General features: G+C 71.8%; 29 protein-coding genes. 14 read left to right on the top strand and 15 right to left on the bottom strand.

Translation table 11 applies throughout. The features are described from left to right. Nucleotides 1-3 precede the first annotated feature (3 nt). The 8 genes from CP967_RS09205 to CP967_RS09170 all read left to right on the top strand — a co-directional run bounded on the left by CP967_RS09205 (nucleotide 4) and on the right by CP967_RS09170 (nucleotide 9,967). Nucleotides 4-978, top strand: coding sequence for a LacI family DNA-binding transcriptional regulator (locus tag CP967_RS09205; RefSeq protein ID WP_150487497.1), 975 nt, complete (start codon nucleotides 4-6; stop codon nucleotides 976-978). A gap of 252 nt (nucleotides 979-1,230) precedes the next feature. Beyond that, the gene (locus tag CP967_RS09200) at nucleotides 1,231-2,916 is read left to right on the top strand and encodes an ABC transporter substrate-binding protein (RefSeq protein ID WP_150487496.1); all 1,686 of its coding nucleotides are present in this window, start codon (nucleotides 1,231-1,233) and stop codon (nucleotides 2,914-2,916) included. 18 nt (nucleotides 2,917-2,934) lie between these two features. Further along, complete coding sequence (locus CP967_RS09195; protein WP_150487495.1) at nucleotides 2,935-3,996, top strand: ABC transporter ATP-binding protein; 1,062 nt, start codon at nucleotides 2,935-2,937, stop codon at nucleotides 3,994-3,996. Beyond that, a complete protein-coding gene (locus CP967_RS09190; RefSeq protein ID WP_150487494.1) occupies nucleotides 3,993-4,973 on the top strand; it encodes an ABC transporter permease in 981 nt (326 codons plus the stop codon). Before CP967_RS09195 ends, CP967_RS09190 begins: the two co-directional genes overlap by 4 nt. Before the next feature lie 5 nt (nucleotides 4,974-4,978). Beyond that, nucleotides 4,979-6,022 (top strand): ABC transporter permease, encoded by a 1,044-nt coding sequence (locus tag CP967_RS09185; protein WP_150487493.1) that lies wholly within the window; start codon nucleotides 4,979-4,981, stop codon nucleotides 6,020-6,022. Then, on the top strand, nucleotides 6,019-7,044 hold the full coding sequence (locus tag CP967_RS09180) for an ABC transporter ATP-binding protein (RefSeq protein ID WP_150487492.1): 1,026 nt from the start codon (nucleotides 6,019-6,021) through the stop codon (nucleotides 7,042-7,044). The genes CP967_RS09185 and CP967_RS09180 overlap by 4 nt, the downstream gene beginning before the upstream one ends. Beyond that, nucleotides 7,041-8,459: a GH1 family beta-glucosidase gene (locus CP967_RS09175; RefSeq protein WP_150487491.1), complete on the top strand. Its 1,419-nt coding sequence runs from the start codon at nucleotides 7,041-7,043 to the stop codon at nucleotides 8,457-8,459. The genes CP967_RS09180 and CP967_RS09175 overlap by 4 nt, the downstream gene beginning before the upstream one ends. Before the next feature lie 104 nt (nucleotides 8,460-8,563). After that, on the top strand, nucleotides 8,564-9,967 hold the full coding sequence (locus CP967_RS09170) for a hypothetical protein (RefSeq protein WP_150487490.1): 1,404 nt from the start codon (nucleotides 8,564-8,566) through the stop codon (nucleotides 9,965-9,967). Nucleotides 9,968-10,025: 58 nt separating this feature from the next. Here CP967_RS09170 and CP967_RS09165 read toward each other — a convergent pair whose 3' ends face one another. From CP967_RS09165 to CP967_RS09145, 5 genes are all read right to left on the bottom strand, one after another. Further along, nucleotides 10,026-10,610, bottom strand: a complete 585-nt coding sequence (locus CP967_RS09165; protein WP_229888196.1) for an MSMEG_1061 family FMN-dependent PPOX-type flavoprotein — start codon at nucleotides 10,608-10,610, stop codon at nucleotides 10,026-10,028. Between the two features lie 188 nt (nucleotides 10,611-10,798). Continuing rightward, entirely contained in the window at nucleotides 10,799-11,110 is a 312-nt protein-coding gene (locus CP967_RS09160) for an NIPSNAP family protein (protein WP_150487489.1), read from the bottom strand. After that, nucleotides 11,107-11,685, bottom strand: coding sequence for a GNAT family N-acetyltransferase (locus tag CP967_RS09155; protein WP_150487488.1), 579 nt, complete (start codon nucleotides 11,683-11,685; stop codon nucleotides 11,107-11,109). Before CP967_RS09155 ends, CP967_RS09160 begins: the two co-directional genes overlap by 4 nt. A 438-nt stretch (nucleotides 11,686-12,123) precedes the next feature. Next, nucleotides 12,124-13,266 carry a chitinase gene (locus CP967_RS09150; RefSeq protein ID WP_150487487.1) on the bottom strand — a complete coding sequence of 381 codons (1,143 nt, stop codon included), beginning with the start codon at nucleotides 13,264-13,266 and terminating at the stop codon, nucleotides 12,124-12,126. Nucleotides 13,267-13,463: 197 nt separating this feature from the next. Then, nucleotides 13,464-14,054, bottom strand: a complete 591-nt coding sequence (locus CP967_RS09145) for a lytic polysaccharide monooxygenase auxiliary activity family 9 protein (RefSeq protein ID WP_150487486.1) — start codon at nucleotides 14,052-14,054, stop codon at nucleotides 13,464-13,466. Between the two features lie 279 nt (nucleotides 14,055-14,333). Between CP967_RS09145 and CP967_RS09140 the strand changes: the two genes are divergently transcribed. Continuing rightward, nucleotides 14,334-15,116, top strand: coding sequence for a thioesterase family protein (locus tag CP967_RS09140; RefSeq protein WP_150487485.1), 783 nt, complete (start codon nucleotides 14,334-14,336; stop codon nucleotides 15,114-15,116). Nucleotides 15,117-15,159: 43 nt separating this feature from the next. On the opposite strand, the gene CP967_RS09135 is transcribed toward CP967_RS09140, so the two are convergent. Then, nucleotides 15,160-15,447, bottom strand: coding sequence for a hypothetical protein (locus tag CP967_RS09135; protein ID WP_150487484.1), 288 nt, complete (start codon nucleotides 15,445-15,447; stop codon nucleotides 15,160-15,162). A gap of 269 nt (nucleotides 15,448-15,716) precedes the next feature. Continuing rightward, entirely contained in the window at nucleotides 15,717-16,223 is a 507-nt protein-coding gene (locus CP967_RS09130) for a MarR family winged helix-turn-helix transcriptional regulator (RefSeq protein WP_150487483.1), read from the bottom strand. 80 nt (nucleotides 16,224-16,303) lie between these two features. Here CP967_RS09130 and CP967_RS09125 point away from each other — a divergent pair, with 80 nt between their 5' ends. Continuing rightward, entirely contained in the window at nucleotides 16,304-16,864 is a 561-nt protein-coding gene (locus CP967_RS09125; protein ID WP_150487482.1) for a hypothetical protein, read from the top strand. A 322-nt stretch (nucleotides 16,865-17,186) separates the two neighbouring features. On the opposite strand, the gene CP967_RS09115 is transcribed toward CP967_RS09125, so the two are convergent. Both CP967_RS09115 and CP967_RS09110 read right to left on the bottom strand, forming a co-directional pair. Continuing rightward, complete coding sequence (locus CP967_RS09115) at nucleotides 17,187-17,621, bottom strand: DUF6892 domain-containing protein (RefSeq protein WP_150487481.1); 435 nt, start codon at nucleotides 17,619-17,621, stop codon at nucleotides 17,187-17,189. 483 nt (nucleotides 17,622-18,104) lie between these two features. Beyond that, nucleotides 18,105-18,299, bottom strand: a complete 195-nt coding sequence (locus CP967_RS09110) for a hypothetical protein (protein ID WP_229888197.1) — start codon at nucleotides 18,297-18,299, stop codon at nucleotides 18,105-18,107. Between the two features lie 15 nt (nucleotides 18,300-18,314). Between CP967_RS09110 and CP967_RS09105 the strand changes: the two genes are divergently transcribed. Then, nucleotides 18,315-18,596, top strand: coding sequence for a hypothetical protein (locus CP967_RS09105; protein WP_229888198.1), 282 nt, complete (start codon nucleotides 18,315-18,317; stop codon nucleotides 18,594-18,596). 176 nt (nucleotides 18,597-18,772) lie between these two features. On the opposite strand, the gene CP967_RS09100 is transcribed toward CP967_RS09105, so the two are convergent. The 5 genes from CP967_RS09100 to CP967_RS09080 form a co-directional block, all read right to left on the bottom strand. Beyond that, complete coding sequence (locus tag CP967_RS09100) at nucleotides 18,773-19,060, bottom strand: hypothetical protein (RefSeq protein ID WP_150487480.1); 288 nt, start codon at nucleotides 19,058-19,060, stop codon at nucleotides 18,773-18,775. Nucleotides 19,061-19,342: 282 nt separating this feature from the next. Then, complete coding sequence (locus CP967_RS09095) at nucleotides 19,343-20,656, bottom strand: FAD-dependent oxidoreductase (RefSeq protein ID WP_167535353.1); 1,314 nt, start codon at nucleotides 20,654-20,656, stop codon at nucleotides 19,343-19,345. Between the two features lie 611 nt (nucleotides 20,657-21,267). Beyond that, nucleotides 21,268-22,113: an SMI1/KNR4 family protein gene (locus CP967_RS09090; RefSeq protein WP_150487478.1), complete on the bottom strand. Its 846-nt coding sequence runs from the start codon at nucleotides 22,111-22,113 to the stop codon at nucleotides 21,268-21,270. Between the two features lie 9 nt (nucleotides 22,114-22,122). Then, nucleotides 22,123-22,377: a DUF397 domain-containing protein gene (locus CP967_RS09085; RefSeq protein WP_150487477.1), complete on the bottom strand. Its 255-nt coding sequence runs from the start codon at nucleotides 22,375-22,377 to the stop codon at nucleotides 22,123-22,125. Further along, nucleotides 22,377-23,192 carry a helix-turn-helix domain-containing protein gene (locus CP967_RS09080; RefSeq protein WP_150487476.1) on the bottom strand — a complete coding sequence of 272 codons (816 nt, stop codon included), beginning with the start codon at nucleotides 23,190-23,192 and terminating at the stop codon, nucleotides 22,377-22,379. Before CP967_RS09080 ends, CP967_RS09085 begins: the two co-directional genes overlap by 1 nt. Before the next feature lie 112 nt (nucleotides 23,193-23,304). On the opposite strand from CP967_RS09080, the gene CP967_RS09075 reads away from it, so the two are divergent. Genes CP967_RS09075 through CP967_RS09065 form a run of 3 tightly spaced genes read left to right on the top strand, consistent with a single transcriptional unit; the run spans nucleotide 23,305 to nucleotide 25,518 of the window. Further along, nucleotides 23,305-23,730 carry an ATP-binding protein gene (locus CP967_RS09075; RefSeq protein ID WP_150487475.1) on the top strand — a complete coding sequence of 142 codons (426 nt, stop codon included), beginning with the start codon at nucleotides 23,305-23,307 and terminating at the stop codon, nucleotides 23,728-23,730. Between the two features lie 52 nt (nucleotides 23,731-23,782). Continuing rightward, nucleotides 23,783-24,889 (top strand): NAD(P)/FAD-dependent oxidoreductase, encoded by a 1,107-nt coding sequence (locus CP967_RS09070; protein WP_150487474.1) that lies wholly within the window; start codon nucleotides 23,783-23,785, stop codon nucleotides 24,887-24,889. Beyond that, entirely contained in the window at nucleotides 24,886-25,518 is a 633-nt protein-coding gene (locus CP967_RS09065) for an SAM-dependent methyltransferase (protein WP_150487473.1), read from the top strand. The genes CP967_RS09070 and CP967_RS09065 overlap by 4 nt, the downstream gene beginning before the upstream one ends. A 114-nt stretch (nucleotides 25,519-25,632) precedes the next feature. On the opposite strand, the gene CP967_RS09060 is transcribed toward CP967_RS09065, so the two are convergent. After that, nucleotides 25,633-26,256 carry a YceI family protein gene (locus CP967_RS09060; protein ID WP_150487472.1) on the bottom strand — a complete coding sequence of 208 codons (624 nt, stop codon included), beginning with the start codon at nucleotides 26,254-26,256 and terminating at the stop codon, nucleotides 25,633-25,635. Nucleotides 26,257-26,263 lie beyond the last annotated feature (7 nt).

Below are 26,263 nucleotides of genomic sequence, written 5' to 3'. Positions count from 1 at the left end.
CCGTTGCGCGTCACCATCGCCGATGTCGCCCGTGAGGCGGGCGTCAGCAAGACGACCGTGTCACGGGTCGTCAACCTCAAGGGCGAAGTGGACGGTTCCACGGCCGCCCGCGTTCGTGAAGTGATCGCACAGCTCGGTTACGTACCCAGTTCGGGGGCCGTCGGACTGGCCCGCGGCTCCAGCCGCACGGTCGGGATGCTGGTGCCCTCGCTCACCTGGCCGTGGATGGGGGAACTGCTCCAGGGGGTGGTCGACACCGTCGAGGCGGCCGACTACGGCCTGCTGCTCTTCACCTGCAACCGGGGGGCCGATTCGGTGGAACGCTTCACCACCCAGGTCTCCGCCCGCGCCTTCGACGGCCTCGTCGTCATCGAACCGGAGAACACGCTCCACCGCCTCACCGCGCTGCACCGGTCCGGTCTGCCGATCGTGCTCATCGACGACCGCGGCCACCACCCCGACTTCCCCTCGGTCGTGACCACCAATCACGAAGGGGGCGCGTCGGCGGCCCGCCACCTCCGGGCCGCGGGACGCACCCGTCCGCTCGTCGTCACGGGGCCCCGGCATTTCGGCTGCGTACGCGACCGGCTCGCCGGATTCCGCTCCGTGCTGCCCGAAGGGCCGGTCGTGGACGGTGACTTCACCGAGCTCGGCGGGCGGCTGGCCGTGGAAGGGCTGCTCGCCGAAGGCGTGGAGTTCGACTCGGTCTTCGCCCACAACGACGTCACCGCGGCCGGCGTCCTGCGGGCCCTGCGCACCGCCGGGCGCCGGGTGCCCGACGACGTCGCGGTGGTCGGCTTCGACGACATCCCGATGGCCGAACACACCGAACCGCCGCTGACCACCGTGCGCCAGCCCACCCGGCAGATGGGGGAGGCGGCGGCCCGGCTGCTGCTCGGACACCTCGGCGGCGCCCCCGCACCGCGGCGGCCGGTGACGCTGCCCACCGAACTGGTCGTGCGCCGCTCGGCGCCGTAGCGGGCGGGGCCGTCCGGAACGGCCCGCGCCCGCCCCTCCGCAAGCCCGACCCGACCCGTCCCGCCCACCCCGTAGCCGGACCGTCCCGCACCCCGGCCGATCCGCCGGCGCCCGCGCCCCCCCGCCCCGCGCACCCCCGCGGATCCGCGCACGATCCGCGGCCGTAACGCCCGCGCGGCCTCCCGGCCGCGCCGCCCCGCCCGGTACCACCCAGATCGGTCCCGTCAGCCCCGTAGTCCTCCTGGAGCCGTCATGTCCGTACACCGTCGTCGCCGGCACACTCTGAGAGCGCTCTCAGCCGCTACCGCCGTGGTCGCCCTCGCCGCAGGCTGCTCGTCCGCCAACTCCGGCGGCAACAAGGGCGGAGCCGGTGCCTCCGGCGTGCTGACCCTGGGGAAGCCCGACGGGCCGCAGACGAACAACAGCAATCCGTTCCTCGCCACCTCGGCGAGCGCCACCCTCGGTTACCGCGTCATGATCTACGAGCCGCTCGCCATGACCAACCAGATCCGCCCCACCGACAAGGCGGACCCGTGGCTGGCGACGGACTGGACCTGGGAGTCCAACTTCACCAAGGTCACCTTCACGCTGGACGAGCGGGCCGAGTGGGCCGACGGCAAGCCGCTGACCGCCGCCGACGTCGCGTTCACCTTCGGGCTGCTGAAGAAGCACCCCGCGCTCAACGGCAACGGCATCCCCTACGACGGCATCACCGTCGAGGGCGGGAAGGTCGTCCTGACCTTCAAGGACTCCCAGTTCGTCAACCAGAACAAGATCATCTCGACGTACATCGTGCCCAAGCACATCTGGGAGAAGGTCGAGAACCCGGAGACCTGGCCCAACCGCACCCCGGTCGGCTCCGGTCCGTACAAGCTGAAGACCTTCACCCCGCAGACCACCACCCTGACCGCCACGCCCGCCTACTGGAAGGGCGAGACCAAGGTCAAGGAGCTGCGCTACACCGCGTACAACGACAACAGCGCGGCGACCACGGCCCTGGCGAACGGCAAGGTCGAGTGGTCGTTCGTCTTCATGCCCGACTACAAGCAGCTGTACGTCGCCAAGGACCCGGAGAACCACAAGCTCTGGTTCCCCTCCGGGCTCGGCATCCACGGACTGTGGTTCAACACCGCCCGCAAGCCCCTCGACAACCCCGCCCTGCGCAAGGCGATGGCCATGGTCGTCGACCGCAACGCGATCCACGTCCAGGCGCAGGCGACCCTCTACCCGGAGATCACCAACCCGACCGGCATCCCGCTGCCCGCCGGTGAGCCCTTCCTCGCCCCGGAGTACAAGGGCGCCACCACGGAGCCCGACGTGGACGGCGCCAAGGCGCTCCTGAAGGACGCCGGGTTCACCCTCGACGGCGGCACGCTGAAGGACCCGGACGGCAAGCCCGTCGAACTGACCTTCACCGACCCGGCCGGCTGGAACGACTACATCACCGGGCTCTCCATCATCAAGGACAACATCAAGCAGCTCGGCATCGGGGCCAAGGTCAAGACGCAGACCGCCGAGGCATGGGGCAACGACGTCGCCACCGGCAACTTCGACGCCACCCTGCACTGGACCAACAGCGGTGCCACGCCGTACGACATGTACCAGAACATCATGGACGGGGCGATCCTCCAGCCCGTCGGCAAGAGCGCCCAGCTCGGCAACTTCGGCCGCTTCAAGAGCCCCGAGGCCACCGCCGCGCTCAAGGAGTACGCCGACGCCACGGACGACGCCACACGCACCGAGGCCATGAACACCCTCCAGAAGATCATGGTCGAGCAGGCGCCGGTCATCCCGACGGCCGCCGCCCCCATCGGCGCCGAGTACTCCACCAGGAACTGGGTGGGCTGGCCGACCGAGGAGAACCCCTACGCGGCCCCCCAGCACACCCAGCCCGACGCGCTGGAAGTCGTGCTGAACCTGAAGCCCGCCGAGAAGTGAGCACGGGAAGAACCGGCCATGACCACCGAACAGCCGAAAGACGTGCGGACCGCCACCGACGTGGTGCTCGAAGCACGCTCCGTCACCAAGCACTTCCCCGTACGCCGCACCGGCAAGGACCTCCTCGCCCGGCGCCGGCGCACCGTCCACGCCGTCGACGACGTCTCGCTCGAACTGCGGCGCGGCACCGTCACGGCGCTCGTGGGGGAGTCCGGCTCGGGCAAGTCCACCGTCGCACGGCTGCTCGCCCAGCTGTACCCGCTCACCGCGGGGGAGATCCGCCTGGGCGGCACGGCGGTGAAGGCCGGACGCGGCCGGTCCTTCCGCGCCTACGTCAGACAGGTCCAGCTGATCTTCCAGGACCCCTTCGCCTCGCTCAACCCCGTTCACACCGTGCGCTACCACCTGACCCGGGCCCTGAGGATCCACGGCCGGGCCGGCAGCGGGGCGACGGAACTGGAGGCGAACCTGGCGGCCCTGCTGGAACGCGTCCAGCTGACCCCTCCCGGGCAGTACCTGGAGAAGTTCCCGCACGAACTGTCCGGCGGGCAGCGCCAGCGCGTCGCGATCGCCCGGGCGCTCGCCGCCGGCCCGCAGGTCCTCCTCGCCGACGAACCGGTCTCGATGCTCGACGTGTCGATCCGGCTCGGCGTCCTCAACCTGCTGCGCGACCTCAAGGAACGCCTGCGGCTCGCGATCCTCTACATCACCCACGACATCGCGTCCGCCCGCTACTTCGCCGACACCACCCTGGTGATGTACGCCGGCCGGATCGTCGAGGGCGGGGACAGCGAGAGCGTCACCCAGCACCCCGCGCACCCCTACACCCAGCTGCTGATCGCCTCCGCGCCCGACCCCGGCCGGATCGCCGGCCAGGAGGCCCGGGAGGAGACCGGGAGCGGCGAACCGCCCTCGCTGATCGCCCCGCCCCCGGGCTGCCGCTTCCACCCCCGCTGCCCCCAGGCCATGGAGCGCTGCCGCACGGAACTCCCGCCGCGCTTCGACCTGGCGGGCGGCCGGTGGGCGGCCTGCTGGCTCTACGACACGGCCGCGGCCCCCGCGAAGGAGGAGACGAAGTGAAGTACGTCCTCCAGCGCGCCGTCTTCTACGCCGCCACCGCGTGGGCCGCGATCACCATCAACTTCCTGATCCCCCGCCTGATGCCCGGCGACCCGGTCGAGGCCCTGATGAGCCGCTACCAGGGGCAGCTGGACACCAGCGCCATCGCCTCCCTGAAGGCGCTGTTCGGACTCGACGAGAACCAGTCCCTCTGGGAGCAGTACACCGGCTACTGGTGCCATCTGCTGGACGGCGACCTCGGCCTGTCCTTCACCTTCTTCCCGACACCGGTCGGCGAGGTGATCTCCCAGTCGCTGCCCTGGACCCTCGCCCTGGTCGGCGTCACCACCCTGATCAGCTTCCTGCTCGGCACCGGCATCGGCGTCTACAGCGGCTGGCGGCGCGGCTCCTGGCTCGACGGACTGCTGCCCGTGACCACCTTCATCTCCGCCATCCCCTACTTCTGGCTCGGCCTCATCGCCATCGCGCTGTTCGCGGTCGAGTGGCAGATCTTCCCGGCCGCCGGAGGCTACGACAACTCCCTGGTCCCGGCCTTCGACTGGCCGTTCGTCTCCAGCGCGCTCTACCACGGGGTGCTCCCCGGCGTGACGATCGTGCTGAGCGCCGTCGCCGGCTGGATCCTCGGCATGCGCAACATGATGGTGACCGTCTCCTCCGAGGACTACGTCACGGTGGCGCACGCCAAGGGGCTGTCCGAACGGCGCGTGATGTTCTCCTACGCCGCCCGCAACGCCGTCCTGCCCAACATCTCCGGCTTCGCCCTCTCCCTGGGCTTCATCGTCGGCGGCACCCTGCTGGTCGAGATGGTCTTCTCCTACCCGGGCATCGGCTACCAGCTCTTCCAGGCCGTCGGCGCCAAGGACTACCCGCTGATGCAGGGCGTCTTCCTGATCATCACGCTCTCCGTCCTCGCCGCGAACCTGCTGGCCGACATGGCCTACGCCCTCCTCGACCCCCGCACCCGCAAGGAGGCCTGAGAGCTATGGCCGTCACCACCACCACCGACACGGTCGTCGCGGACCCCGCGCCCGCCGCGACCCGGGCCGGGTTCCGCTTCCTGCGCGGCGGGAAGACCCGCGCCGGACTGCTGATCCTCGCGTTCTTCGTGGTCCTCGCCGTGGCGGGCCCCTGGCTCGCCCCCTACGACCCCGACGCGATGAGCGACCAGCTGCTGCGACCGCCGTCCGCCGGCCACTGGCTCGGCACGACCCAGACCGGGCAGGACGTCCTCTCCCAGATCCTGGTCGGCACCCGCGGGGTCCTGGTCGTCGGATTCCTGGCCGGCGTCCTCGCCACCGCCCTGTCCGTACTCATCGGGGTCAGCGCCGGATTCCTCGGCGGGGCCGCCGACGAGGTCCTCTCGATGCTCTCCAACATCTTCCTCGTCATCCCCGGCCTGCCGCTGATCATCATCATCGCCAGCTTCGTCGAGGACACCGGCGACCTGCTGATCGCCGCCGTCATCGCCCTCACCTCCTGGGCCTGGGGAGCCCGTGTCCTGCGCGCCCAGACGCTGTCGCTCAGACGCCGCGACTACGTGGAGGCCGCCCGCGCCACCGGCGAGTCCACCTGGCGGATCATCCTCTTCGAGGTCATGCCGAACCTCACCGCCGTCATCGCCTCCGGCTTCGTCGGCACCGTCATCTTCGCGATCCTCTCGGAGATCACCCTCGCCTTCATCGGCGTCGCCGACATCTCCCACTGGAACTGGGGCACCGTCCTGTTCTGGGCCCAGTCCAACCAGGCCCTGGCCCAGGGCGCCTGGTGGTGGTTCGTCCCCGCCGGACTCTGCATCGCCCTGCTGGGCACCGCCCTCTCCCTGATCAACTTCGGCATCGACGAGTTCGTCAACCCGCGCCTGCGCACCGCGCCCGGCGCCTCCCGCACGGTCAGGATGCGGGTCGGCTTCACCCCCGTCGCCCGTACCGGCGGACAGGACCGGCCCGAGCCGCCCGCCTTCACCCCGGTGGCCCGTACCGGCGCGCCCACCGCCCCCGGAGAGCCGGGCAAGGAGCACCAGGCATGACCGCCGAGCCGATCCTCACCATCAGCGGCCTGAACGTCGACTACGGCACCGGTGCGAGCGGGGTCCGCGCGCTCCGGGACATCGACCTCACCCTGCACCGCGGCGAAGTCCTCGGCCTCGCCGGCGAGTCGGGCTCCGGCAAGTCCACCCTCGCCTACGCCGTCACCCGCCTCCTCCCCCCGCCCGGGGTGATCACCGGGGGAGACGTCCACTACCACCGGCCGGGCGGCGGGAGCGTCGACCTCCTCGCCATGACACCGCGGGAACTGCGCGCCTTCCGCTGGCAGGAACTCTCCCTCGTCTTCCAGGGCGCGATGAACTCGCTGAACCCGGTGCACACCGTCCACAGCCAGCTCACCGACGTACTCACCGCCCACCGCCCCGGCATGCGGGCCGCCGAACGGACCGCGCGGGCCGCGGAACTGCTGAACCTCGTCGGCATCTCCGCCGACCGGCTCGCCGCCTACCCGCACCAGCTCTCCGGAGGCATGCGCCAGCGCGTGATGATCGCGATGGCGCTCGCCCTGGAACCCGAGATCGTCATCATGGACGAACCCACCACCGCCCTCGACGTCGTGATGCAGCGCCAGATCCTGCGCAAGCTGGCCGAACTGAGGGAGGAGCTGTCCTTCTCCGTCGTGTTCATCACCCATGACATCTCCCTGCTGGTCGAGTTCTCCGACCGGATCGCGATCATGTACGGCGGCCGGATCGTGGAACAGGCGGGCGCCGCCGAGATCTACCGCGACCCCCGCCACCCCTACAGCGACGGCCTGCTGCGCTCCTTCCCGGCGCTGCACGGCCCGCGCCGGGAGCTCACCGGCATCCCCGGCTCGCCCCCGCACCTGTCCGCGATGCCCGCCGGCTGCGCCTTCCACCCGCGCTGCGCCAAGGCGTTCGGACCGTGCGCGGCACAGGTCCCGGCCCTCACCGCGCCCGAGGAAGGCCGGGGCCGCGAGGTCGCCTGCTGGCTGCACACCCGGCCCGCCGTCCCCACCCCTCCCGCCCCTGGAGTGTCATGAACTTCGCCACGCCCCGCAGCAGCCTCCGCCCCGCCGCCGTCCAGGGGCTCCCCGCCGGTTTCCGCTGGGGTGTCGCCACCTCCTCGTACCAGATCGAGGGAGCCGCCCGGGAGGACGGCAGGACCCCGTCCATCTGGGACACCTTCTGCCGGGTCCCGGGCGCCGTGCACAACGGCGAGCACGGCGACGTGGCCTGCGACCACTACCACCGGATGCCCCAGGACGTGGAGCTGATCGCCGGCCTCGGCGTCGACACCTACCGCTTCTCGCTCGCCTGGCCGCGCATCCAGCCCGGCGGCCGCGGCCCCGCCAACCCCAAGGGCCTCGACTTCTACAAGCGGCTCGTCGACGAACTCCAGGACAAGGGGGTCACCCCCTGGATCACCCTCTACCACTGGGACCTGCCCCAGGAACTGGAGGACGCCGGGGGCTGGCCGGTCCGCGACACCGCCCTGCGCTTCGCCGACTACGCGATGCTCGCGTACGAGGCCCTCGGCGACCGGGTCGAGCACTGGACCACGCTCAACGAGCCCTGGTGCTCGGCGATGCTCGGCTACGCCCACGGAGCGCACGCCCCCGGCCGCACCGACCTCGGCGACGCCATGGCCGCCGTCCACCACCTCCTCCTCGGCCACGGGCTCGCCGCCCGGCGGATACGCCGGGCCGCCCTGGCCCACGGCAACCCGCTGGAACTCGGCATCACCCTCAACCTCGGCACCGCCACCCCGGAGACGGACAGCGCGGCGGACCGCGAGGCGTGCCGCCGCGCCGACGGCATGGGCACCCGCCTCTACCTCGACCCGGTCGTCCACGGCCGCTACCCCGAGGACACCCTCGCCGACCTGGCGGCCCAGGGCATCGGACTGCCCGTCCAGGACGGCGACCTGGAGGCCATCGCCACCCCACTCGACGTCCTCGGCGTCAACTTCTACCGGGGCGCGCTGTTCTCCGGGGTCACCGAGGACGGCTCGCCCACCGACGCCGACGGACTCCCCGCCGTCCGCGTGGTGGAACGCGACCTGCCCCGTACCGCCATGGACTGGGAGATCACCCCCGGCGAACTCACCCGCCTGCTGGTGCGGCTCCAGCGGGACTACGCGCTGCCGACCGTCGTCACCGAGAACGGGGCCGCCTTCGACGACACCGTCGCCGCCGACGGCTCGGTCCCCGACGCCGGCCGCACCGCCTACCTCGCCGACCACATCGCGGCCGTCGCCGCCGCCCGCGCCGGGGGCGCCGACGTCCGGGGCTACTTCGCCTGGTCGCTGATGGACAACTTCGAGTGGGCCTACGGCTACGACAAGCGGTTCGGCATCGTCCGCGTCGACTACGACACGCAGGAACGGACGCTCAAGGACAGCGCCAAGTGGTACCGCGACACCATCCGCCTCACCCGGGACGCCCGCACCGGCTGACCCGCCCGCCCCCTGCCCCTCCTGTCCGCCGCCGCCTCGGAGGGAAACAGGAACGGACCCGGACGGATGACGCATATGTCACCCGTCCGGGTTACCGTCGAAGTATGCGGAAGAGGCTGTTCGCACCCCTGTGGGCCGGCCTGCTGCTGATTCTCACAGCGGCTGTGCTGGCGATGACACCGGCCGCACCGGCCGCACCGGCCGCCCCCGCCACGATCGCCGAAGCGGCCCGCGCCCTGCGCGAGGACCCCGTCTTCGTGGACCCGGGGGCCAGGGACCAGCTCTCCAGAGCACAGGAGAGCGCCCTGGAGGCCAAGATCGAGGAAGCCGACAAACCGGTCTTCGTGGCCGTGCTCCCCGAGACCTCCGCGTACCCGCCGGACGGCCTCCTCCAGAACCTGCGCACCGACACCGGTATCACCGGCGTCTACGCCGTCCGCCTCGGCGACGGCTTCGACGCCGGAGCGGACCCGCAGGTCATGCCGGTCCGCGCGGTCGACAACCTCACCACCGCGGTCAAGGCCCCCGGTACCTCCGCCGACGCCGCCACCCAGCTCGACGCCTTCGTCGACAGCGCCCTCACCCAGGCCCGGGGCAGCGCCCCCACCTCCTGGTCCCCCGGCGCGGACGGCGCGGGCACGGGCGGCGCCCCGGTGACCGGGCTGATCGTGCTGGGCGGGGTCGCCGCCGTCGGCGGAGCCGCCGCCCTCACGGCCGCCCGCCGGAGCCGGAAGCGCCGCGAGGAGGAGGAACAGGCCGCTCTGGACAAGCTCCGGGTCGTCGTGGACGAGGACATCACCGCCTACGGCGAGACCCTGGACCGCCTCGACTTCCACCCTGCGGAACCGGGTGCCGACGACGCGATGCGCGCCGACTACGAACGGGCCCTCGACGCCTACGAGGACGCCAAGTCCAAGATGGGCGCCGCCCGGCACCCCGCCGACGTACGCGGGGTCACCAAGGCCCTGGAGGACGGCCGCTTCTCGCTCGCCGTCCTGGACGCCCGGCGCGCGCACCGCGAACTGCCCGCCCGCCGTCCGCCCTGCTTCTTCGACCCGCGCCACGGCCCCTCGGTCGCCGACGTCCGCTGGACACCGGCGGGCGGCGCCGCCCGCGAGGTGCCCGTCTGCGCGGCGGACGAGGTCCGGCTGCGCGAGGGCGAGGCCCCCATGAGCCGCACCGTGGACGTCGGCGACGGCAGCCGCCGCCCCTACTGGGAGGCGGGCCCCGCCTACGGCCCCTGGGCCGGCGGCTACTTCGGCGGCGGCCTCCTGCCCGGCCTGCTGGTCGGCACCATGCTCGGCTCGATGCTCTCCACCCCGGTGTACGCGGCGGAGTACGGCGGCGGTGACTTCGGCTCCGGCGCCGACTGGAGCGGCGGCGACGTCTCCGGCTCCGACTTCGACGCCTCCGGCTTCGGAGGGGGCGGCGGGTTCGGCGACGGCGGGGGATTCGGGGACGGCGGAGGCTTCGGAGGGGGCGGCGACTTCGGCGGCGGCGGGTTCTGACCGGCGGCGGGACCGGACGGCCGGGCCCGCTCCGGGGTGCCCCTCCCCGGCCGGTCCCTCAGGCCCCGGCGGCGTTCTCCCACGTCTCCGGGGCCCAGACACCCGCCCGCTTCAACGACGCCGAGCAGTGCAGATAGATCTCGTCTATCTCCACGAGCAGCGCGAGGTGCGGGCGCCTGCCCTTGACCGCCATCTCGTCGAAGAACGGCGCGTCGGTGAGGACACGGGCACGGCCGTTGATCCGCAGGACCGTCATCGCGCCGGGTATCAGGTACAGCAGCCCGACGTGCGGGTTGGCCAGGATGTTGTGGAAACTGTCGCCGCGCCGGTTGCCCGGCAGATCGGGCAGGACCAGGGTCCGGGCGTCCAGGACCCTGGTGAAGCCCGGCTCCCCGCCGCGCGGCGAGGTGTCGCAGTTGCCGTCGGCGTCCGAGGTGGACACCGCGCAGAACGGCGCCCGCGCCAGCAGGCCGAGATCGGCCTCGGTCAGCTCGTCATGGACCTTGTCGATGACGATGTCCCACGGAACCCCCAGGATCTCCCGCAGCTGCCCGGCCGATTCCAGGAACACGGCCCCGGCCAGCGGGTCCCGCGCGGGGGCGGGTGCGAGGGTTTCCGCCTGCGCGGGCACGACGTTCGACAAGGGGTTCTCCGTACCTGAGGGGCGCGGCGGCCGGTGGCCGGCCTGGGGCCGGTCCACGCCCGCCCGCCGCTGTAAGGCTTACCTTACTTATGCCCCGGGAGCGTCCCGCGCGGGGGTGGCGGCGGCCGTCCGCCCGTCCGGAGCGCCATCGGCGCCGCTCGCCGGTGCGCCCGTGTCCGGCCCCTCGGTCACCGCCCGCCGTCCAGCGGCCTGAGGAAACGCCGTTCGTACCGTCTGATGCACCCGGTGGTACGGGCGAGCTCGAACGCTTCTTGGCATTCCGGGTCTGTCGCGCTGTCGGTGCGGTACCGCTCGTACGCGGCGAGGCTCTCGAAGGAGAACAGGGCGTACGCGATGTCGCTGTCACCCTCGCTCGGCAGGAAGTACCCGTGGTGGCTGCCGCCGAAGCGGTCGACGAGCCGGACCCAGCGCCTGCCGTACTCCTCGAAGTCCGCCAGTTTCTCCGGGTCGATCTCGTATCTGAGGTGGACAGTGATCATGGTCGTGCGCGCTTCCCTTCCTGATCGCTCCCCGGCCGTCCGGGAAGCGTGGGACCGGCCGGAACGCCGGGGGCGGCCGGCCCGAGTGTGTAGCGGGCCTTGAGGCCGCTCACGGCGCCGGTGCGGTCGTAGAACCGGATGGCGTCCTCGTTCCAGTGCGGCGTCTGCCACTCCATCCGGGGCGCCCCGGCCGCCCCGGCCGCTTCCCGGACCGCCCGGAAAAGCCTGCCGCCCCAGCCGGAACCCCGGTGCGGTGCGCTGACGAACAGGCAGTCCAGGTGGATGTACTCGGCACCCGACCAGGTCGAGAACTCCAGCGCGTACGTGGCGTACCCGACCAGTTCCCCTCCGTCCTCCGCGACCAGGCACCAGGCGCGTGGCGAGGGGGAGAACAGGTGGTGCTCCAGCCGGACGGCGAGACCGGCGGCGGGTGGCGCGGCCCGCTCGAAGGCCGCGTGGGCGGCGCAGAGCGCGGCCACCGAGGGCAGATCGGCGGCCGTGGCCGGCCGGACGGCGCCACCGGTGTCCTGCCGACCGGTGGCGATGGCGGTGGCGGCGTCGGGCGTGCTTCTCATGGCGAAGACGTTACGGCCGTCCTCCGCCCCACGACAGGGACTTAGCCCGGCATTGACGCGGATTCGCCGGTGAAACCACGGATAATCGCACCTCGGACCGATGGGTTCGCAGCGCCGGGTGAGGGAGGGCTTCCCGGCGGGACACCGGACCGGGGCCCGGCCGGAAACGCACGGGCCGGACGCGCGGAAGGCCGCGAGGGGAAGACGGCGTGCGGAAGGCCGCGAGGAGAAGACGGCGAGGGGAAGACGGCGCGCGAAAGGCCGCGAGGGGAAGGCGGAGAGAGGGAGGCCGTGAGCGGAGGCCGCCGGAGCCGGTCCGTCCGGCTCCGGCGGCCGCCTCGTGGTCCCACGCCCTCGGCCCATGGGCCGAGGGGCCGCCGGCGGGAGGCCGGTGGCGGGAAACCGCGGAGGGGAGGACACCGGCGAGGAGGCGCGGCGTCAACGCCCCTGCAACGCCCTGACGTTGTCGCCGAAGGTCCAGTTGCGCGACCCGTCCCAGTTGATCGACCAGGTCATCAGGCCCTTGAGCCCGCTGCGGCCGTTCCACGCCTGGGCCACCAGCGAGGGCGACATGTAGCCGCCCCCGGCGCCCGCCTGGGCGGGCAGACCCGGGACCTGCTTGTCGTACGGCACCTTGATGGTGGTCCCCTGGATCACGAGACCGGTGTTCAGGCAGTCGGTCTGCTTGGTGAAGCCCTGGACGGTGCCGGCCGCGTAGGAGTCACCGGAGCAGCCGTACATGCTGCCGTTGTAGTACTGCATGTTCAGCCACCACAGCCGGCCGTTGTCGGCGTACTTCTTGATGACCGGCAGATAGGCGCCCCAGATGGAGCCGTAGACGATGCTGCCGCCGGTGACGTACGCCGTCTCGGGCGCCATGGTCAGCCCGAACCCGGCCGGCATGGCGGCCAGCACCCCGTCGATGATCCGGATCAGGTTGGACTGCGAGGGGGAGAGCTGGCTGATGCTGCCGCTGCCGACGAGGCCGGTCTCGATGTCGATGTCGATCCCGTCGAAGTTGTACTTCTTGAGGATCGGCACCACGGTCGCCACGAAGCGGTCGGCCACCGCCGAGGAGCTGAGGTCGATACCGGCCGCCGCACCGCCGATCGACATCAGCAGGGTGAGGCCGGACGCCTTGGCCTGGCACATCTCGGCCGGCGTCGGCACCTTCACCGTGGAGTCCATGCCGTCCTCCCACAGCACGGTGCCGTCGGACAGGATGACCGGGAAGGCCGCGTTCACCACGTTGTAGCCGTGCTGGGGGATACGGGGGTCGGCGATCGACGTCCAGCCGAACGGCGGGTGCACACCGTTGGCGGCGCCGTCCCAGTTCTCCCAGTAGCCCTGGAGCACCTTGCCCTGCGGGCGGGACTTCAGCGCGCAGGTGTCCGCCGCGGCGGTGCCGGCCGGGGTGCCCGCCGTGCGCGCGGGTGCCGCGTCCGCGCGGGCGGAGGCGGCCGGTGCGCTCGCGGACGCGGCGGGCGCCGTGCCGAGCAGGGCCTGGGCGGCACCGGCGGCGGCCAGGAGGACGGCCAGGAGACGGCCCTTGCGGGCGCTCCGTGCCTCTCTTCGGGACATGGGGGGTGGTTCCCTTCTGCGGGGATACGGGAAGCGCGGGGGGAGGTGCGGGGAGGTGTGGTCCGGCCCGGTACCCGCCCTGTACCGGGCCGGACCACATCGGGGACGTCACGTGAGGACGCCGGATCAGGACGCCGGATCGGGACCGTGTGTCCGGGCAGCGCGCCCGGGAGTGCCCGTCACGGCTCCGCGTCCTGTCAGAACTTCACGTCGGAGCAGGCGTAGAACGCGTTTCCGGTGTCGGCGATGGTCCAGACACCGAGGATCAGGTGCTTGCCGGACTTCCGCGGCAGCACACCCGAGTGACTCACCGTGGAACCGGGCTGCCGGCCGCCGAAGGGCACCGTCAGGAACGGCTGCGGGTCCAGGTCGGCCCGGGTCAGCGGCTTCGTCGGGTCGTAGCCGTCCCTGGTGATGTAGTACCGGAAGTCGGTGGTGGCGTGGCGCGCCGAGATGCGCCAGACGAAGGTGTGGTTCTGGCCCGCGGTGAGGCTGGTCGCCGGCCAGTTCCCGCCGCGCGGGTCGTCCAGCTCGGAGAAGCGGCCGTTGCCGCCCGCGCAGATCTGGCCGTCGGCGGGCCCCCGGGTCGGGAAGCCCTTCGGGCCCTCCACGCTCGGCGGCTCCCACTGGATCTGCCCGCAGTTGCGGACGGTGCCGTTGCCGCACAACTGCTGGCGGCTGACGGGTGAATCGGTGTAGCCGTGGCCCTGGGCGCTCCCGGCGGTCGCGGCGAACGCGCCGCCGAACAGCCCGAGGCCGAGGAGTAACGAAGTGACTTTCCTACGCATCGTGCGCTCCCGTGATCCTGTGTTCCGGATGTCTGTACGGGTACGGGGTCTCCGTTGCGCCTGCCGGACGGGGCGGGGCGAAAGTGAGTACGGCAGGGCAGGGGAAAGCGGAGACCACGGAACCCGCTGCGGTCTAGACCAAGTTCGAGGCTAGACCGGTGGTCTAGTCATGTCCATACCAATGGCGCCCGCCGCCGGACCGGATACTGGACCCGGTACACCGCTTTCCGGCCGCCGGGCCGGACACCGCCCGCCGCCCGCCCGAGAGGAAAGACCCCGTTGAGCACCGGCAGTTACTACGAACGCGTCGACGAGCACCGCTACAGGCCGACCCCGCACGCGGGCGGCGCGTGGGACCCCGGCGAGCAGCACTTCAGCCCGCTCGGCGGCCTCGTCGTGCACGCCCTCGACCAGCACCTGGCCTCCCGGCCGGGCGGGGCCCTGCCGGTGGCCCGCATCAGCTACGACATCCTCGGCCGCCTCGCCCTCGACGAGTGCGAGATCCGGATCGAGGCCGTCCGCCCCGGTCGCACCATCGAACTCCTCGAAGCCGTCGTGCTCATCGCGGGCCGCCCCGTCGTACGCGCCCGCGCCTGGCTCCTCGGCACCCAGGACACCGGCGCCGTCGCCGGAGGCGGCGCCGCCCCGCTCACCCCGCCCGAGGACCTCGCCCCCTGGCCGATGGCCGGCCTCTGGCCCGGCGGATACGTCCGCTCCCTGGAGGTGCGCCCCGTCGCCCCGCCCGCCCCGGGCCGCGCGACCGCCTGGATCTCCTCCCGCCTCGACCTCGTCGCCGGGGAGACCGCGAGCCCGCTCGCGTCCTACGTCGCGCTCGTGGACACGGCCAACGGCATCGCCGTACGCGAGTCGCCCACCGCCTGGATGTTCCCCAACGTGGACCTGACCGTCCATCTGCACCGGCAGCCCGAGGGCCACTGGACCGGACTCGACACCACGGTCACCTTCGGCCCAGCCGGCCACGGCATCACCAGCACCGTCCTGCACGACACCACCGGACCGGTCGGCCACGCCCAGCAGATACTCACCGTCCGGCCCCTGTGAGGACCTGACGGCGCGCCGGCCGCCGCCCGGTACTGCGACGGGATCAGCCGGGACCGCGATGGGCGGCCCACGACGTCCCGGCGCGGCCGGCGGCCTTTGAGACCAGGGCCGCCGGTTCGGGCCGGTCGGGCACGGGGAACGAGACGTACGCGCCCCGGCCGCCCTCGGCCGGCCTGCCGTAGGCCTTGGCGGCGAGGCTGCCGTCCGGGAGGAGCCGGACATTGAGCGTGGTCAGCGTGAACGTCCGGTCCCGGCGGGTGTCCGTCCGGCAGAGCTCCTGCGGGAGGATGACGTTGACCGCCGGAGCACTTGTCTCCAGGCCGCTGTTCATGGACGGATGCTCTCGCGCGGACGCGCCCGCGTTCCCGTCATCGACTGCGGCGGAGCCCCGGGCGGTGTCCGCCCGGGGCGCGTGCCGACTCGTGACCGGCCTTCGGGAATCGTCGCCGCCGTGGGGCGGGGACCGGCGGATCACCCGGGGCCGCCTCTTCGGCCGTGACCGGTGCCGGGTGAGGCCGAGGTGCCGAGGTGGATGGGTGTGTGTCGCGCCGGGACGGGTGTCCGGCGGGCTCCCCTTCGGGGGTCCATGACCGCCGCCAACTAGGGCGTGCTGTGAAAGCCCTGATCGCTGGGCGTGGCGGGGCTGTTGTGATGGGCGCGGACCGTTGTCGTGGCCTCGCGGAGGGCCGTGACGGTTCCCATGAGCCATCGGCTGACCGTCTCGCGTTCGGACTCGGTGAGTTCACCGGTGACGCGGGCCATGCCGGCGATCAGCGGCGCCATCACGCCGGTCATGGACCGCCGGTGCTCCGGGGACACGAAGAGGGCGAACTTCCTGCCGTCGGAAGGGTCGCGCTCCCTGCGGACGTAGCCGAGTTCAACCAGGTGATGGGTGATCTTCGTGATGGCCGCGTAGCTCAGTCGCGTCTCCTGGGCGAGCCGGGTGGGGCTGACGCCGGGATGGCGGCCGACGAGGTCGAGGACCTTGTGCTCGGTCGCGTTGACGCCCAGGTGGGCGGCGACGGCGTCATGGAAGAGCACCACCCACAGGCTCAGCTCATGCCCCAGTGAGGCCCCGTCCGTCAAGGGCCCTTCCTCGGCGTTCATGCGGACGAGGCTACTCCACTCTTTCACTTGGGTGAAGAAAGTGCTTCACCAAAGTGAAGGAGTGTGCTTGACTCGATGGCATGGACACTGCTTACGCTCGCCGCCTTGACCTGATACCGCCGATCGGGGTCCTGGGACGCGTCTACGCGGCCGGTCTCGTGGTCAACCTCCCGATCCTGGCTCTGCTGCTGACGCCGCAGATCCGCAGCCGTGTCGGCTCGGAGGCGACCATGGCGGTCAGCGCCGTCGCCCTGCTCGGCCTGGTCGTCGCGGCCGTGGTGTTCGCGCCGGAGGTCAGCGCCCGTGTCGCCCCGGCGGGCGCGCGATGGCGCTTCGGCGGCGCACGCGCCCAGGTCCGGGCCCTGATCCGACGGGACCGCCGCGCCTACGCCTGGTGCCTGGGTGAGTTCGTGGTGCTGTACATCGCCGCCCAGGGCCTCGGCGGAGTGATCGGCTGGATGATGCCCCCCATCTGGAGCAACGCCGACTTCGGCAGCGACCCGGCTGCGGGGCGGTGGGAGTTCCACTACCCGAACTTCGCCGTCCAGGCGGTCACCATCTACGTGGTGATCTGTCTCGCCGGCAGCTGGTACGCCTGCCGTCTGCGTCAACTGGCTCTGTCCGGAACGGATGACCGCTGACGAAGCGCCGACGCGCACGTGGCTCCAGCGCCTGCGCTCCCCGTGCGGGCCCCGTCACGGGATGCCGGTACGGACCCGGAAGCGTGTGCCGTCGATCAGCTGCCGACGGGTCCGTGCCGGTGGCCGGCCGGGCTTCTTGCCCTGCGGCGACAGAGGCTCCAGCGGGGTTCATCGTCCGCCCGACAGGCCCCCACGCGCCATGCAGAAAGATCATCTCGCGCTTGAGATCCGCTTCGGTACTCGTCCTGACAGGGCTGTGCCAGGTGGTGCCGTAGCCCACCCCGGGGGAGGCATACGGCACCACCTGGCAGAACCCCACTGGCTACCGCGTGGCGACCCCCCTGGCGGCCAGGATCTCCGACGCGCCGGGAACCATGTGCTCCAGCGCCCGCCCGCCGGTGAAGAGCCTGAGGTTGGGCAGCAGTTCCAGGTCGTCCAGCCGGCGTACGTCGAACAGGTCGTCCTCGCCGTCCCAGACGGGCGCGCACTCCATGAAGACCCGGTTCCCGCCGTCGAAGACCAGGTGCTCCACACCGGCCAGCAGCTCCGCCGGTATCTCCAGCGCCTCGAAGTAGGCGCGGGCCTCGTCCAGAATGGTGTACTCCAGCCCGTTCCTCTCGACATGGGTGTCGAGGTCCTTCACCCCGAGCCCCCGCATGTGGGCCCGCAGGTCGAACACCGGGGTGAGCGTCCCCGCCCGGTACATCAACTCCTCGACGACGAGGAGCTTGAAGGCGAAGTCCTGGAAAGTGGTCATGGTGCATCTGTACCAGCCCGGACCGACACCCCCGCCGCCCGGCCCCGCCCCGGAGCCGGTGGTCCGGGGCGGAGGCTTCCCGGGTCGGAGCACCCAGGCCGAGGTGCCGTGGGCCGTGGCGACGGACCGTACGGCGCACCCCGCGCGGGCCACCACCGCCGGCACCGCGCGGCCTCGCTGTCGGCGGGCGGGAACGCCACCCGTCGGCAGCGTGCGCCGGGCCGCGGAGGAGAAGGCCCGCGGCCGGGTAGCCCGCCTGCTCACCGGCGAGCAGGTGCGGGGGCCTTCCGGATGTGCCTTGCCGGAATCCCGCAGGGACGCGGAACTCCGACAAGCGAGACGGCGACGACCCGAGCCGCACAGGACGGCTGCGCGGAGGGCCGGTATGCGGCCAGGAGCGGCGGACCCGTCCCTGTGTGTGTTCGCGCTGCTGGGCACTTCGGCGACGGCTGGGGGACCAGCCCTTGGCGATGCCGGTGGTGGTCAGAACCAGCTGGGGGCTGTTCCGGCTTCGAGGTCGAAGGGGACGCCGGTGAGCTGCTCGCTCACAGCCCACAGCCGCCTGACCTCCGCCGGGTCGTCGGCGCCTGCGGGAAGACCGGCGGGCTCGGGAGAGCCGGAGGTCTGGTCCCGTCCGGCGGGGCCGATGAACCCGCCCGAGCGGGCGTACTGGAGCACAACGTCTCCCCGCAGGTGGCCGCCCGCCACAAGCGCGCGGCCGTGGCCAACGTCGCCGGCACCGCGGCGCTGGCCCACCGGTGCCTTCCCGAGCTGGGCGACAGCGCACCGCAGTTGACCGCGGGCATGATCATGGCCGTCGGCGCGGTGTGGACACACGCACGGCCCTCCCCGGCGATGCTCGCCGCCTACGAAGCCGATCCCTCACTCGCCGCGTTCGAGCTGGACTTCGTGACTGCTCTGCGGGAGATGCTGGCCACGCTCACCACGGGCACCATCGCCCGCGCCTCCGCCTGAGCCCGGTCCCGCCCCCCACCCGCCCCGGGGCGTCCGCGCGCGTCGGCGTCAGGGATTCCGGCGAACGGCACCTCCGGGACGGACGAGCCAGGCGGTACGGACGAGTTGGGCGGGCCGGGCGGGCCGGGCGGCGTCCGGCCGTGATCCGCCGGTCACCGCCCGGTACTGCGACGGGCTCAGCCGAGACCGCGATGGGCGGCCCACAACGTCCCGGCGCGGCCGGCGGCCTTTGAGACCAGGGCCGCCAGTTCGGGCCGGTCGGGCACGGGGAACGAGACGTACGCGCCCCGGCCGCCCTCAACCGGCCTGCCGTAGGCCTTGGCGGCGAGGCTGCCGTCCGGGAGGAGCCGGACATTGAGCGTGGTCAGCGTGAACGTCTGATCGCGGCGGGTGTCCGTCCAGCGGAGCTCCTGAGGGATGGTGACGTTGATCGCCAGAGCGCTTATCTCCAGGTCGCTGTTCATGGACGGATGCTCTCACGCGGGCCGCCCCGGCCCCTCGCCCCCGGACGACGCGGCCGGGCGTGTACCGGTGAGCGAGGCAACCGCACGACACGGCCGGCCGAGTCGAGATCCCCGCTTCTGGCCGTACAACATGGACAACAGGGCCTCCTGGCCTGCTCGGTGTCCCGGCAACTCCGAACCGCGCCGGAGGCCCTGTCCTCATACGTGATCGCGACGAGGTTCACCCGTCCCGGCGGCCACTTCCGATCACACCGCGCTCAAGTCCGGCAGGACAACGGCTTCTTACGCCAGGTAGTAGGAGGGGGCAGGGCGGTCTGCCTCGGCGTCGAGGACGTGGGGTTTGGCCGTCAGGTAGTTGTGCATGGCGAGGGCCGCCTCTGTGCCCTCCCCGGCGGCGGTGGCGATGCGGCGCAGGGCGCGGAAGCGGACGTCACCGGCCGCGAAGACGCCGGGCTTGTGGGTGGTCATGTCGGCCACCTTGCTGAGGTCGTGCTTCGTGTGGTCGAACGTCCCGTTGTTGATGGCGTCGAAGTAGATGTCCATGCCGGTGGCGACGAGGCCGCACGGGTCCTTCGGGTCCTTGCGGACGACGGTGATGCCCGCGTCCTCGACCCACTTGGTCTGCGGGTCGGCACTGATGAGGGCGTAGACGGCCGTGGCTTCGTAGGATTTGGCGGCGGTCACCACCGTCAGTTTCGCGTTCGGGTCCGTGGTGGCCTTGAACTCGGTGGCCTCGGTGTTCTCCACGAGGGTGATGTTCTTCGCCTGCTTGATCTTGTCGGAGACCACCGTGAGCATGTCGCTGGTCAAGGTTTTACGGATGAGCATGATGACCTGGGCCTTCTTGTCGGCGAACATGAGCGCGGCCCGTCCGGCCGAGTCGCCCGCGCCGATGATCACGATCGTGTCCTTCGCCGTCACGCCGTCCGCGTCCGGGGGCAGGGCGTAGTAGTAGATGCCCTGGTCCTCGAAGGTGCTGGCGCCGGGCTGGCTCAGCTTTCGCGGCATGACGCCGCTGGAGATCAGGACCAGTGAGGCGGTCACCGTGACGTGATCGTGGGGGCTGTCGGAGTTCGTCGCGGTGATTGTGTGCTTCGTCGTCTTCGGGTCGTCGCTGGCTTTGAACTCCGTCACGCTGTAGCCGGGCAGCCACTCCGCCCCGAAGCTCTTCGCCTGGAGGACGGCGTTGTGGCACAGCTCGCCGGCGGTGATCCCCTCGTGGAACCCGAGGTAGTTGTCGATCCTGTTGATCGCCGTAGCGGCTGTCCCGCCCGGGGCGTACTGCTCGATGACGAGCGTGGTGAGGCCGTAAAGGCTCCGGGCGTTGATGGCCGCGGCCAAACCGGCTGGGCCGCCCCCGAGTACAACTAGGTCGTAGTCCGAACGCGACTTGGGGAGCAGCAGATCCATCTGCGTGGCGAGCTGGGTGAGGGTGGGGTTCGTGAGAGGCGTCTGGCCGACGCCCGTCACCAGGACCTGGTCCTTGGCGTTCGGGTCGACCTTCATCTCGCCCTGGTAGTCGTTGAGTTCGAGGAATCGCTTGATCCGCTCGACCGTGCTGTCCTTGGCTTTGACCGTGACCGTGGCCTTCTGCATGGCGCTTCTCCTTGTGAACGATGGGTTCCCGGCCTGAGCGGCGTCCGGGCTCCGGCCCGGACGGATCGACCGGCATGCGAGCCGGCCCCCGGGTGGCTTCCTCTCCGGCGGACCACGACGCTCCATGTCCGTCCGGAATCCGCGCGGTCAGCGCCGTGTGGCCACCCTCCAGAACCGGCGAATCGTCAGCTGAAGGGCTGAGACGGCACGTCGCCGTCCTGCTCGGACCCGGAGACCCGGCTGGGATTTCGGACCGAAGCATACGGTGAGTGTTCATTCGGTGACGTTCCGCCATGCTCCGTGATGCGGGATCGGATCGCGCTCATCCAGCGGTACGGCCGCCACGGCGACGGGCCGTTGAGCCGTCCGCACTGCTGACGAACCCGGTTCCAGGCCGTACCGCGCCCCCGTGCGAGCTGTTCAGGTGCGGGGGGCTCGTTCCTGCCCGCGACACCTCGCAGTTGTGCTCTCGCGCCGGTCCTGACCGGTCACGGCATCCGTACGCGCAGCCGGAGCCCGGCTTGCGCGCTGGTGGAGGCGGCCGCTCCCGCCTGCGAGGACGAAGCGGCCGTGGAGGCCGCCGCACACCCCGGCCGGCCTGGGCTCCCGGGTCAGAGCGCCCAGGCCGAGGTGCCGTGGACCGTGGCGACGGACCGTACGGCGCACCCCGCGCGGGCCACCGACGCCAGCACCGCGCGGCGCGCGGCCTCGCTGTCGGCGGGCGGGAACGCCACCCTGAGCTGGTGCCCGTACGCCGTCTCGTACGTCAGCAGCCAACCGGTCCCGCTCACGGCGAAATGGTCCTGCCGCGCACCGTCGTGCGCGTAACCGCCCCGGTCGGTGGTGGGGCCGAGGGCCTCCCGCAGGATGCGCAGGCGCTCGGCGTAGGGGAGGGCCCCTTCCTCCAGCCGGACGTACACATGGTCACGGGGGACCCCGGGGTCGAACCACGGGGCGAGGTCCCGCCGGTGGTGCAGAAGCCCGGAGGTGAGGGTGCGGGCGGTCAGCCCGTCGAGGAACGCGCCCGCCCCGCAGTCGAAACGCTCGTAGTCGTCGTCACGCGACCAGATCACCACGGGCCAGGACTCCGGCGGGCCCTCGGTCAGCCAGCACACCTGTGCCGCGCTCTCCGTACCCGCCCAGGCGAGCAGACCGCCCGGCTCGGGGAAGAGCGGATACGGGTAGTCCTCGGGGAAGTCCTCACGCAGCGGACCGAAGTCGTCCAGAAGACCGGCCGTGAGACGGAAGGGGCCGTCGGCGCCGAACGGGGTCCGCAGCCACAGCGCACCCCAGAAGTCTCCGCGCCCGTAGGCTCCGACCAGCTGTTTGTAGTCCTCGGGCAGCCGTACGCCCAGCGCCCGCTCGGCGGCCGCCCAGTCGCCCTGCCCGTCCACCGCCACGGCGGGAGGCGGCACACGTCCGGTCACCCGGGCGACGGGGTCGTGCGGTCCGCTCACGCCCGCACCTCAGCCGACGGTGCCGGCCACGAAGGCCGCCCAGGCGGCCGGGGGGACGGTGAGGACCGGGCCCCCGGTGACCTTGGAGTCGCGGATGTGGACGGCGGCGGGGTGCGTGGCGACCTCGACGCAGTCGCCGCCCTCGCTGCCGCTGTAGCTGGACTTGCGCCAGTCGTAGGAGACTTCAAGGCAGTTGCCGCCCTCGCTGCCGCTGTAGCTGGACTTGAACCAGGTGAGGCCCGTGCCGGTTGCTGCGCGCGTCATCATTCTCCAAGCAGGTCGTCCAGCAGGCGCATGCTCTCCTCCGGGGAGAGTGCCTGCGAACGCAGCATCCCATATTTCTGGTGCAGCACGCTGACCTCGTCGGGGTCGTCGAGCAGCACACTCACCCGCTGCCCCTCGATATAGGCCAGCTGGTCGTGGTCGGGTGTCTCCAGCAGGACCATGGGGCCGTCGACCGCGGCGTGTGTCTCCCGGGACGTCGGCATGATCTGGAGTCCGAGGAAGGGGAGTTCGGCGCAGCGGCGCAGATGCCGGATCTGCTCGTGCAGCACGGCGCGGCCGCCGAGAGGGCGATGCAGGATGCTCTCCTCGATCAGGAAGTTGGCCATCAGGCGGGGCCTGCGCTCGAAGACGCGCTTCCGGTCGAGACGGGCCGCGACCCGCTCCTCCAACTCATCGCTCTCCAGGGGCGGGTACTGGCTGGCGAACACGGCGCGCGCGTACGCCTCAGTCTGGAGCAGCCCCGGCACCACCATGCTCTCGTACGACAGCAGCGTCAGCGCCTCCTGCTCGTACTCGATGAAGTCCTGGACGAACGCGGGGAACCGCTCCTTCTTCGGCACCTTCTCCACCGCGACCTGCAACGCCTTCTTGGTGTCCAGCAGTGCGTCCAGCTTCACCGCGAAGTCCGACTGGAGCGGTCGGCGCCCCTGTTCGATCGAGGCGATCGTGTCCTCGCCCAGGCCGAACCGGTCGGCCAGTGACACCTGGGTCATCCCCGCCGCCTTGCGGAAGGCGGCCAGCTGGGCACCGATCACATGCCAGGACGTGACCCGCTTGTTCCTCTTCGCCTGCATGTGCTCTCTCTCCCCGCACCATGGCCCCGGACGGCCCGTCAGAAGCCGTACATCCGCGAGGTACGGCCTGACGCGTTGAGTAAATCTAGTGACGGGCTGTGACAGTCGTCCTGTGAACGAGACAACCCGCATCACCGAATTCCGTGAGGCCTTCTACCGCCGTGAGCGCAGGTCCATCCCCCTCGTACGGCAGTTCGTCCGCGCGGCCCTGCTCGACTGGGCGTGCGAGGTGGAGACCGACGACGTACTGCTCTGCGTGAGTGAGCTCGCCACCAACGCACTGGTGCACGGCGTGCCGCCCGGGCGGGGCTTCAAGATCGAGGTCACCTGGAGTGACATCCTGCGGATCGTGGTCCACGACAGCGGCGGCGGTGAGGTGCGCCCGGCTGTGGACCCGGACCCGCGTGCCGAGGGCGGGCGCGGCCTCCTGCTCGTCGGGGCGCTCGCCGACGCCTGGGGGGTGGGGGAGTGGAACCCGGGCAAGACCGTGTGGTGCGAATTTGCTGCTTCGGCAAGGAAGGTTGTCGAAGTGGGATGACGGGCGCACCATCTCCGGCATACGGCAACGGCAGCGGACGGAGGTGTTCCGGATGAACGACGGGAACGACGGGGACAACGGGAACGACAGGAACGACGGGGGCAACGGGAACGGCGGGAGCGGGCCGGTGCGCCGGTACGACGTGGTGGTCGTCGGCGGTGGCGCGGCCGGCCTGGGCGGGGCCCTCACCCTGGCCCGGGCCCGGCGGTCGGTCCTCGTGATCGACGCGGGCAGCCCGCGCAACGCGCCCGCCGCCCACGCGCACAACTACCTGGGCCGCGAAGGCGTCCCGCCCCTGGAACTGCTGGCCATCGGCCGGGAGGAAGCCGCCGGGTACGGGGCGGAGATCGTGGAGGGCAAGGCGGTGTCGGCCGAGAAGCTGCCCGGCGGCGGCTTCCGGGTCGTACAGGAGGACGGGAGCGAGGTCGAGGCGCGCCGGCTGCTGGTCGCCACCGGCCTGGCGGACGAACTCCCGCCGGTGCCGGGCCTGGCCGGGCGCTGGGGCGCCGAGGTGCTGCACTGCCCGTACTGCCACGGCTGGGAGGTGCGGGACCGGCCCGTCGGCATCCTGGCGGTCAGCCCGATGGCCGTGCACCAGGCCCTGCTCTGGCGGCAGTGGACCGACGACGTGGTGCTGTTCCGCCACGAGCAGGCCGACTTCGGCGACGAGGAGTACGAGCGGCTGGCCGCGCGGGGCATCGCCGTGGTGGACGGCGAGGTCGCCGGGGTGGAGGTGGAGGACGGCCGGCTCACCGGGGTGCGGCTGGCCGACGGCACCGTGGTCCCGCGCGAGGCGGTCGTGGTCCAGCCGCGTTTCACCGTGCGTTCCGGCGTGCTGGAGAGCCTCGGACTCGTACCGGCCGCCATGGAGACGGGCGGCCACGTGATCGGCTCGTACATCGCCTCCGACCCCGCCTCCGGTGCGACCGAGGTGCCCGGGGTGTGGGTCGCCGGGAACGTCACCAACCTCATGGAGCAGCTCATCGGCTCCGCCGCGGCCGGGCTGAAGGCCGCCTCCTCCATCAACATGGACCTGATCACCGAGGACACCGCCCGCGCGGTCGAGGCCCGCCGCTCCCCCTTCTCGGCCGAGGCCGAGCGCCAGGTCTCCGAGCGCGTGCTCGGGGACGCCCGCCACGGACTTACGGAGAACCGATGAGCAGCGACGGCAGGACCGACGCCGAGATGTGGGACGACCGGTACCGCGAGAGCGACCGGATCTGGAGCGGCAGCCCCAACACCGTGCTGGTCCGCGAGGTCGAGGGCCTGGAGCCCGGCCGCGCCCTGGACCTCGGGTGCGGGGAGGGCGCCGACGCGGTGTGGCTCGCCCGCCGGGGCTGGCGGGTGACGGCCACCGACATCTCCAGGGTCGCCCTGGAGCGGGCGGCCGGGCACGGCGTTGACGCCGGGGTCGCCGACCGTGTCGACTGGCAGTGGCACGACCTGGGCGAGAGCTTCCCCGGCGGGGAGTACGACCTGGTCTCCGCGCAGTTCCTGCACTCCATGGGCGACCTGCCGCGCGAGGAGATCCTGCGCCGGGCGGCCGGGGCCGTCGCACCCGGCGGCGTACTCCTGGTCGTGGGCCACACCGGCTTCCCGCCCTGGGAGCGGAACCCCGACCCGTCGGTGCACTTCCCGACCACGGACGAGGTCCTCGCCTCCCTGGAACTGCCGGAAGGGGAGTGGGAGGTACTGCTCAGCGGCGAGCACGAGCGTGTCCAGAACGACCCGGACGGCAACCCCGCCACCCGCACGGACAACGCCCTGAAGGTCCGCCGCAGGGGGTGACGGGCTCCGGGCCGCGGACACGGCCCGGCCCCCCACGCCGGGCGGCCCGCGCTCCCCGCGGTCTGCGGGGTGGCGGGCCGCCCGGCGTGGAGGGCCGGGGCGCGCGGACGGGGATCAGGCCTGCGGGGCGGCCTTGATCGCGGAGATGTCGAAGTTCAGCTTGACCTTGTCACTGACCATCACACCGCCGGTCTCCAGCGCCGCGTTCCAGGTCAGGCCCCAGTCGGAGCGCAGGATCTCGGTGCCGCCCTCGAAGCCGACGCGCTCGTTGCCGTAGACGTCGGTGGCGGAGCCGTTGAACTCCAGGTCGATGGAGAGCGGACGCGTGACGTCCTTGATGGTGAGGTCGCCGGTGATCCGGTAGGAGTCACCGCCGAGCTGCTCGGCCCGGGTGGAACGGAACGACATCAGGGGGAACTTCTCGGCGTCGAAGAAGTCACCGCTGACCAGGTGCCCGTCGCGGTCCGCGATACCCGTGTCCACGCTGGCGATCCTGACGTCGATGGAGGCGGAGGAGTTCGCCGGGTCCGAGCCGTCCAGCACCAGCGTGCCCTCGTGCTCACCGAAGGAGCCGCGCACATTGGTGACCATGGCGTGCCGCACCGTGAAACCGATGCTGCTGTGCGCCGGGTCGATCGTGTACGTGCCGGACAGGGCCGCCAGGGCGGGGTCCACTACGGCGGTGGCGGTCGCGGCGGTGGACGGGGTGCCGTTGTTCTTGCGGTTGAACAGAGCCATGGCTCCT

This window comes from Streptomyces nitrosporeus (genome assembly GCF_008704555.1).
In the GTDB taxonomy this organism is placed as follows: domain Bacteria; phylum Actinomycetota; class Actinomycetes; order Streptomycetales; family Streptomycetaceae; genus Streptomyces; species Streptomyces nitrosporeus.
This window is presented reverse-complemented; position numbering and strand designations above follow the sequence as displayed.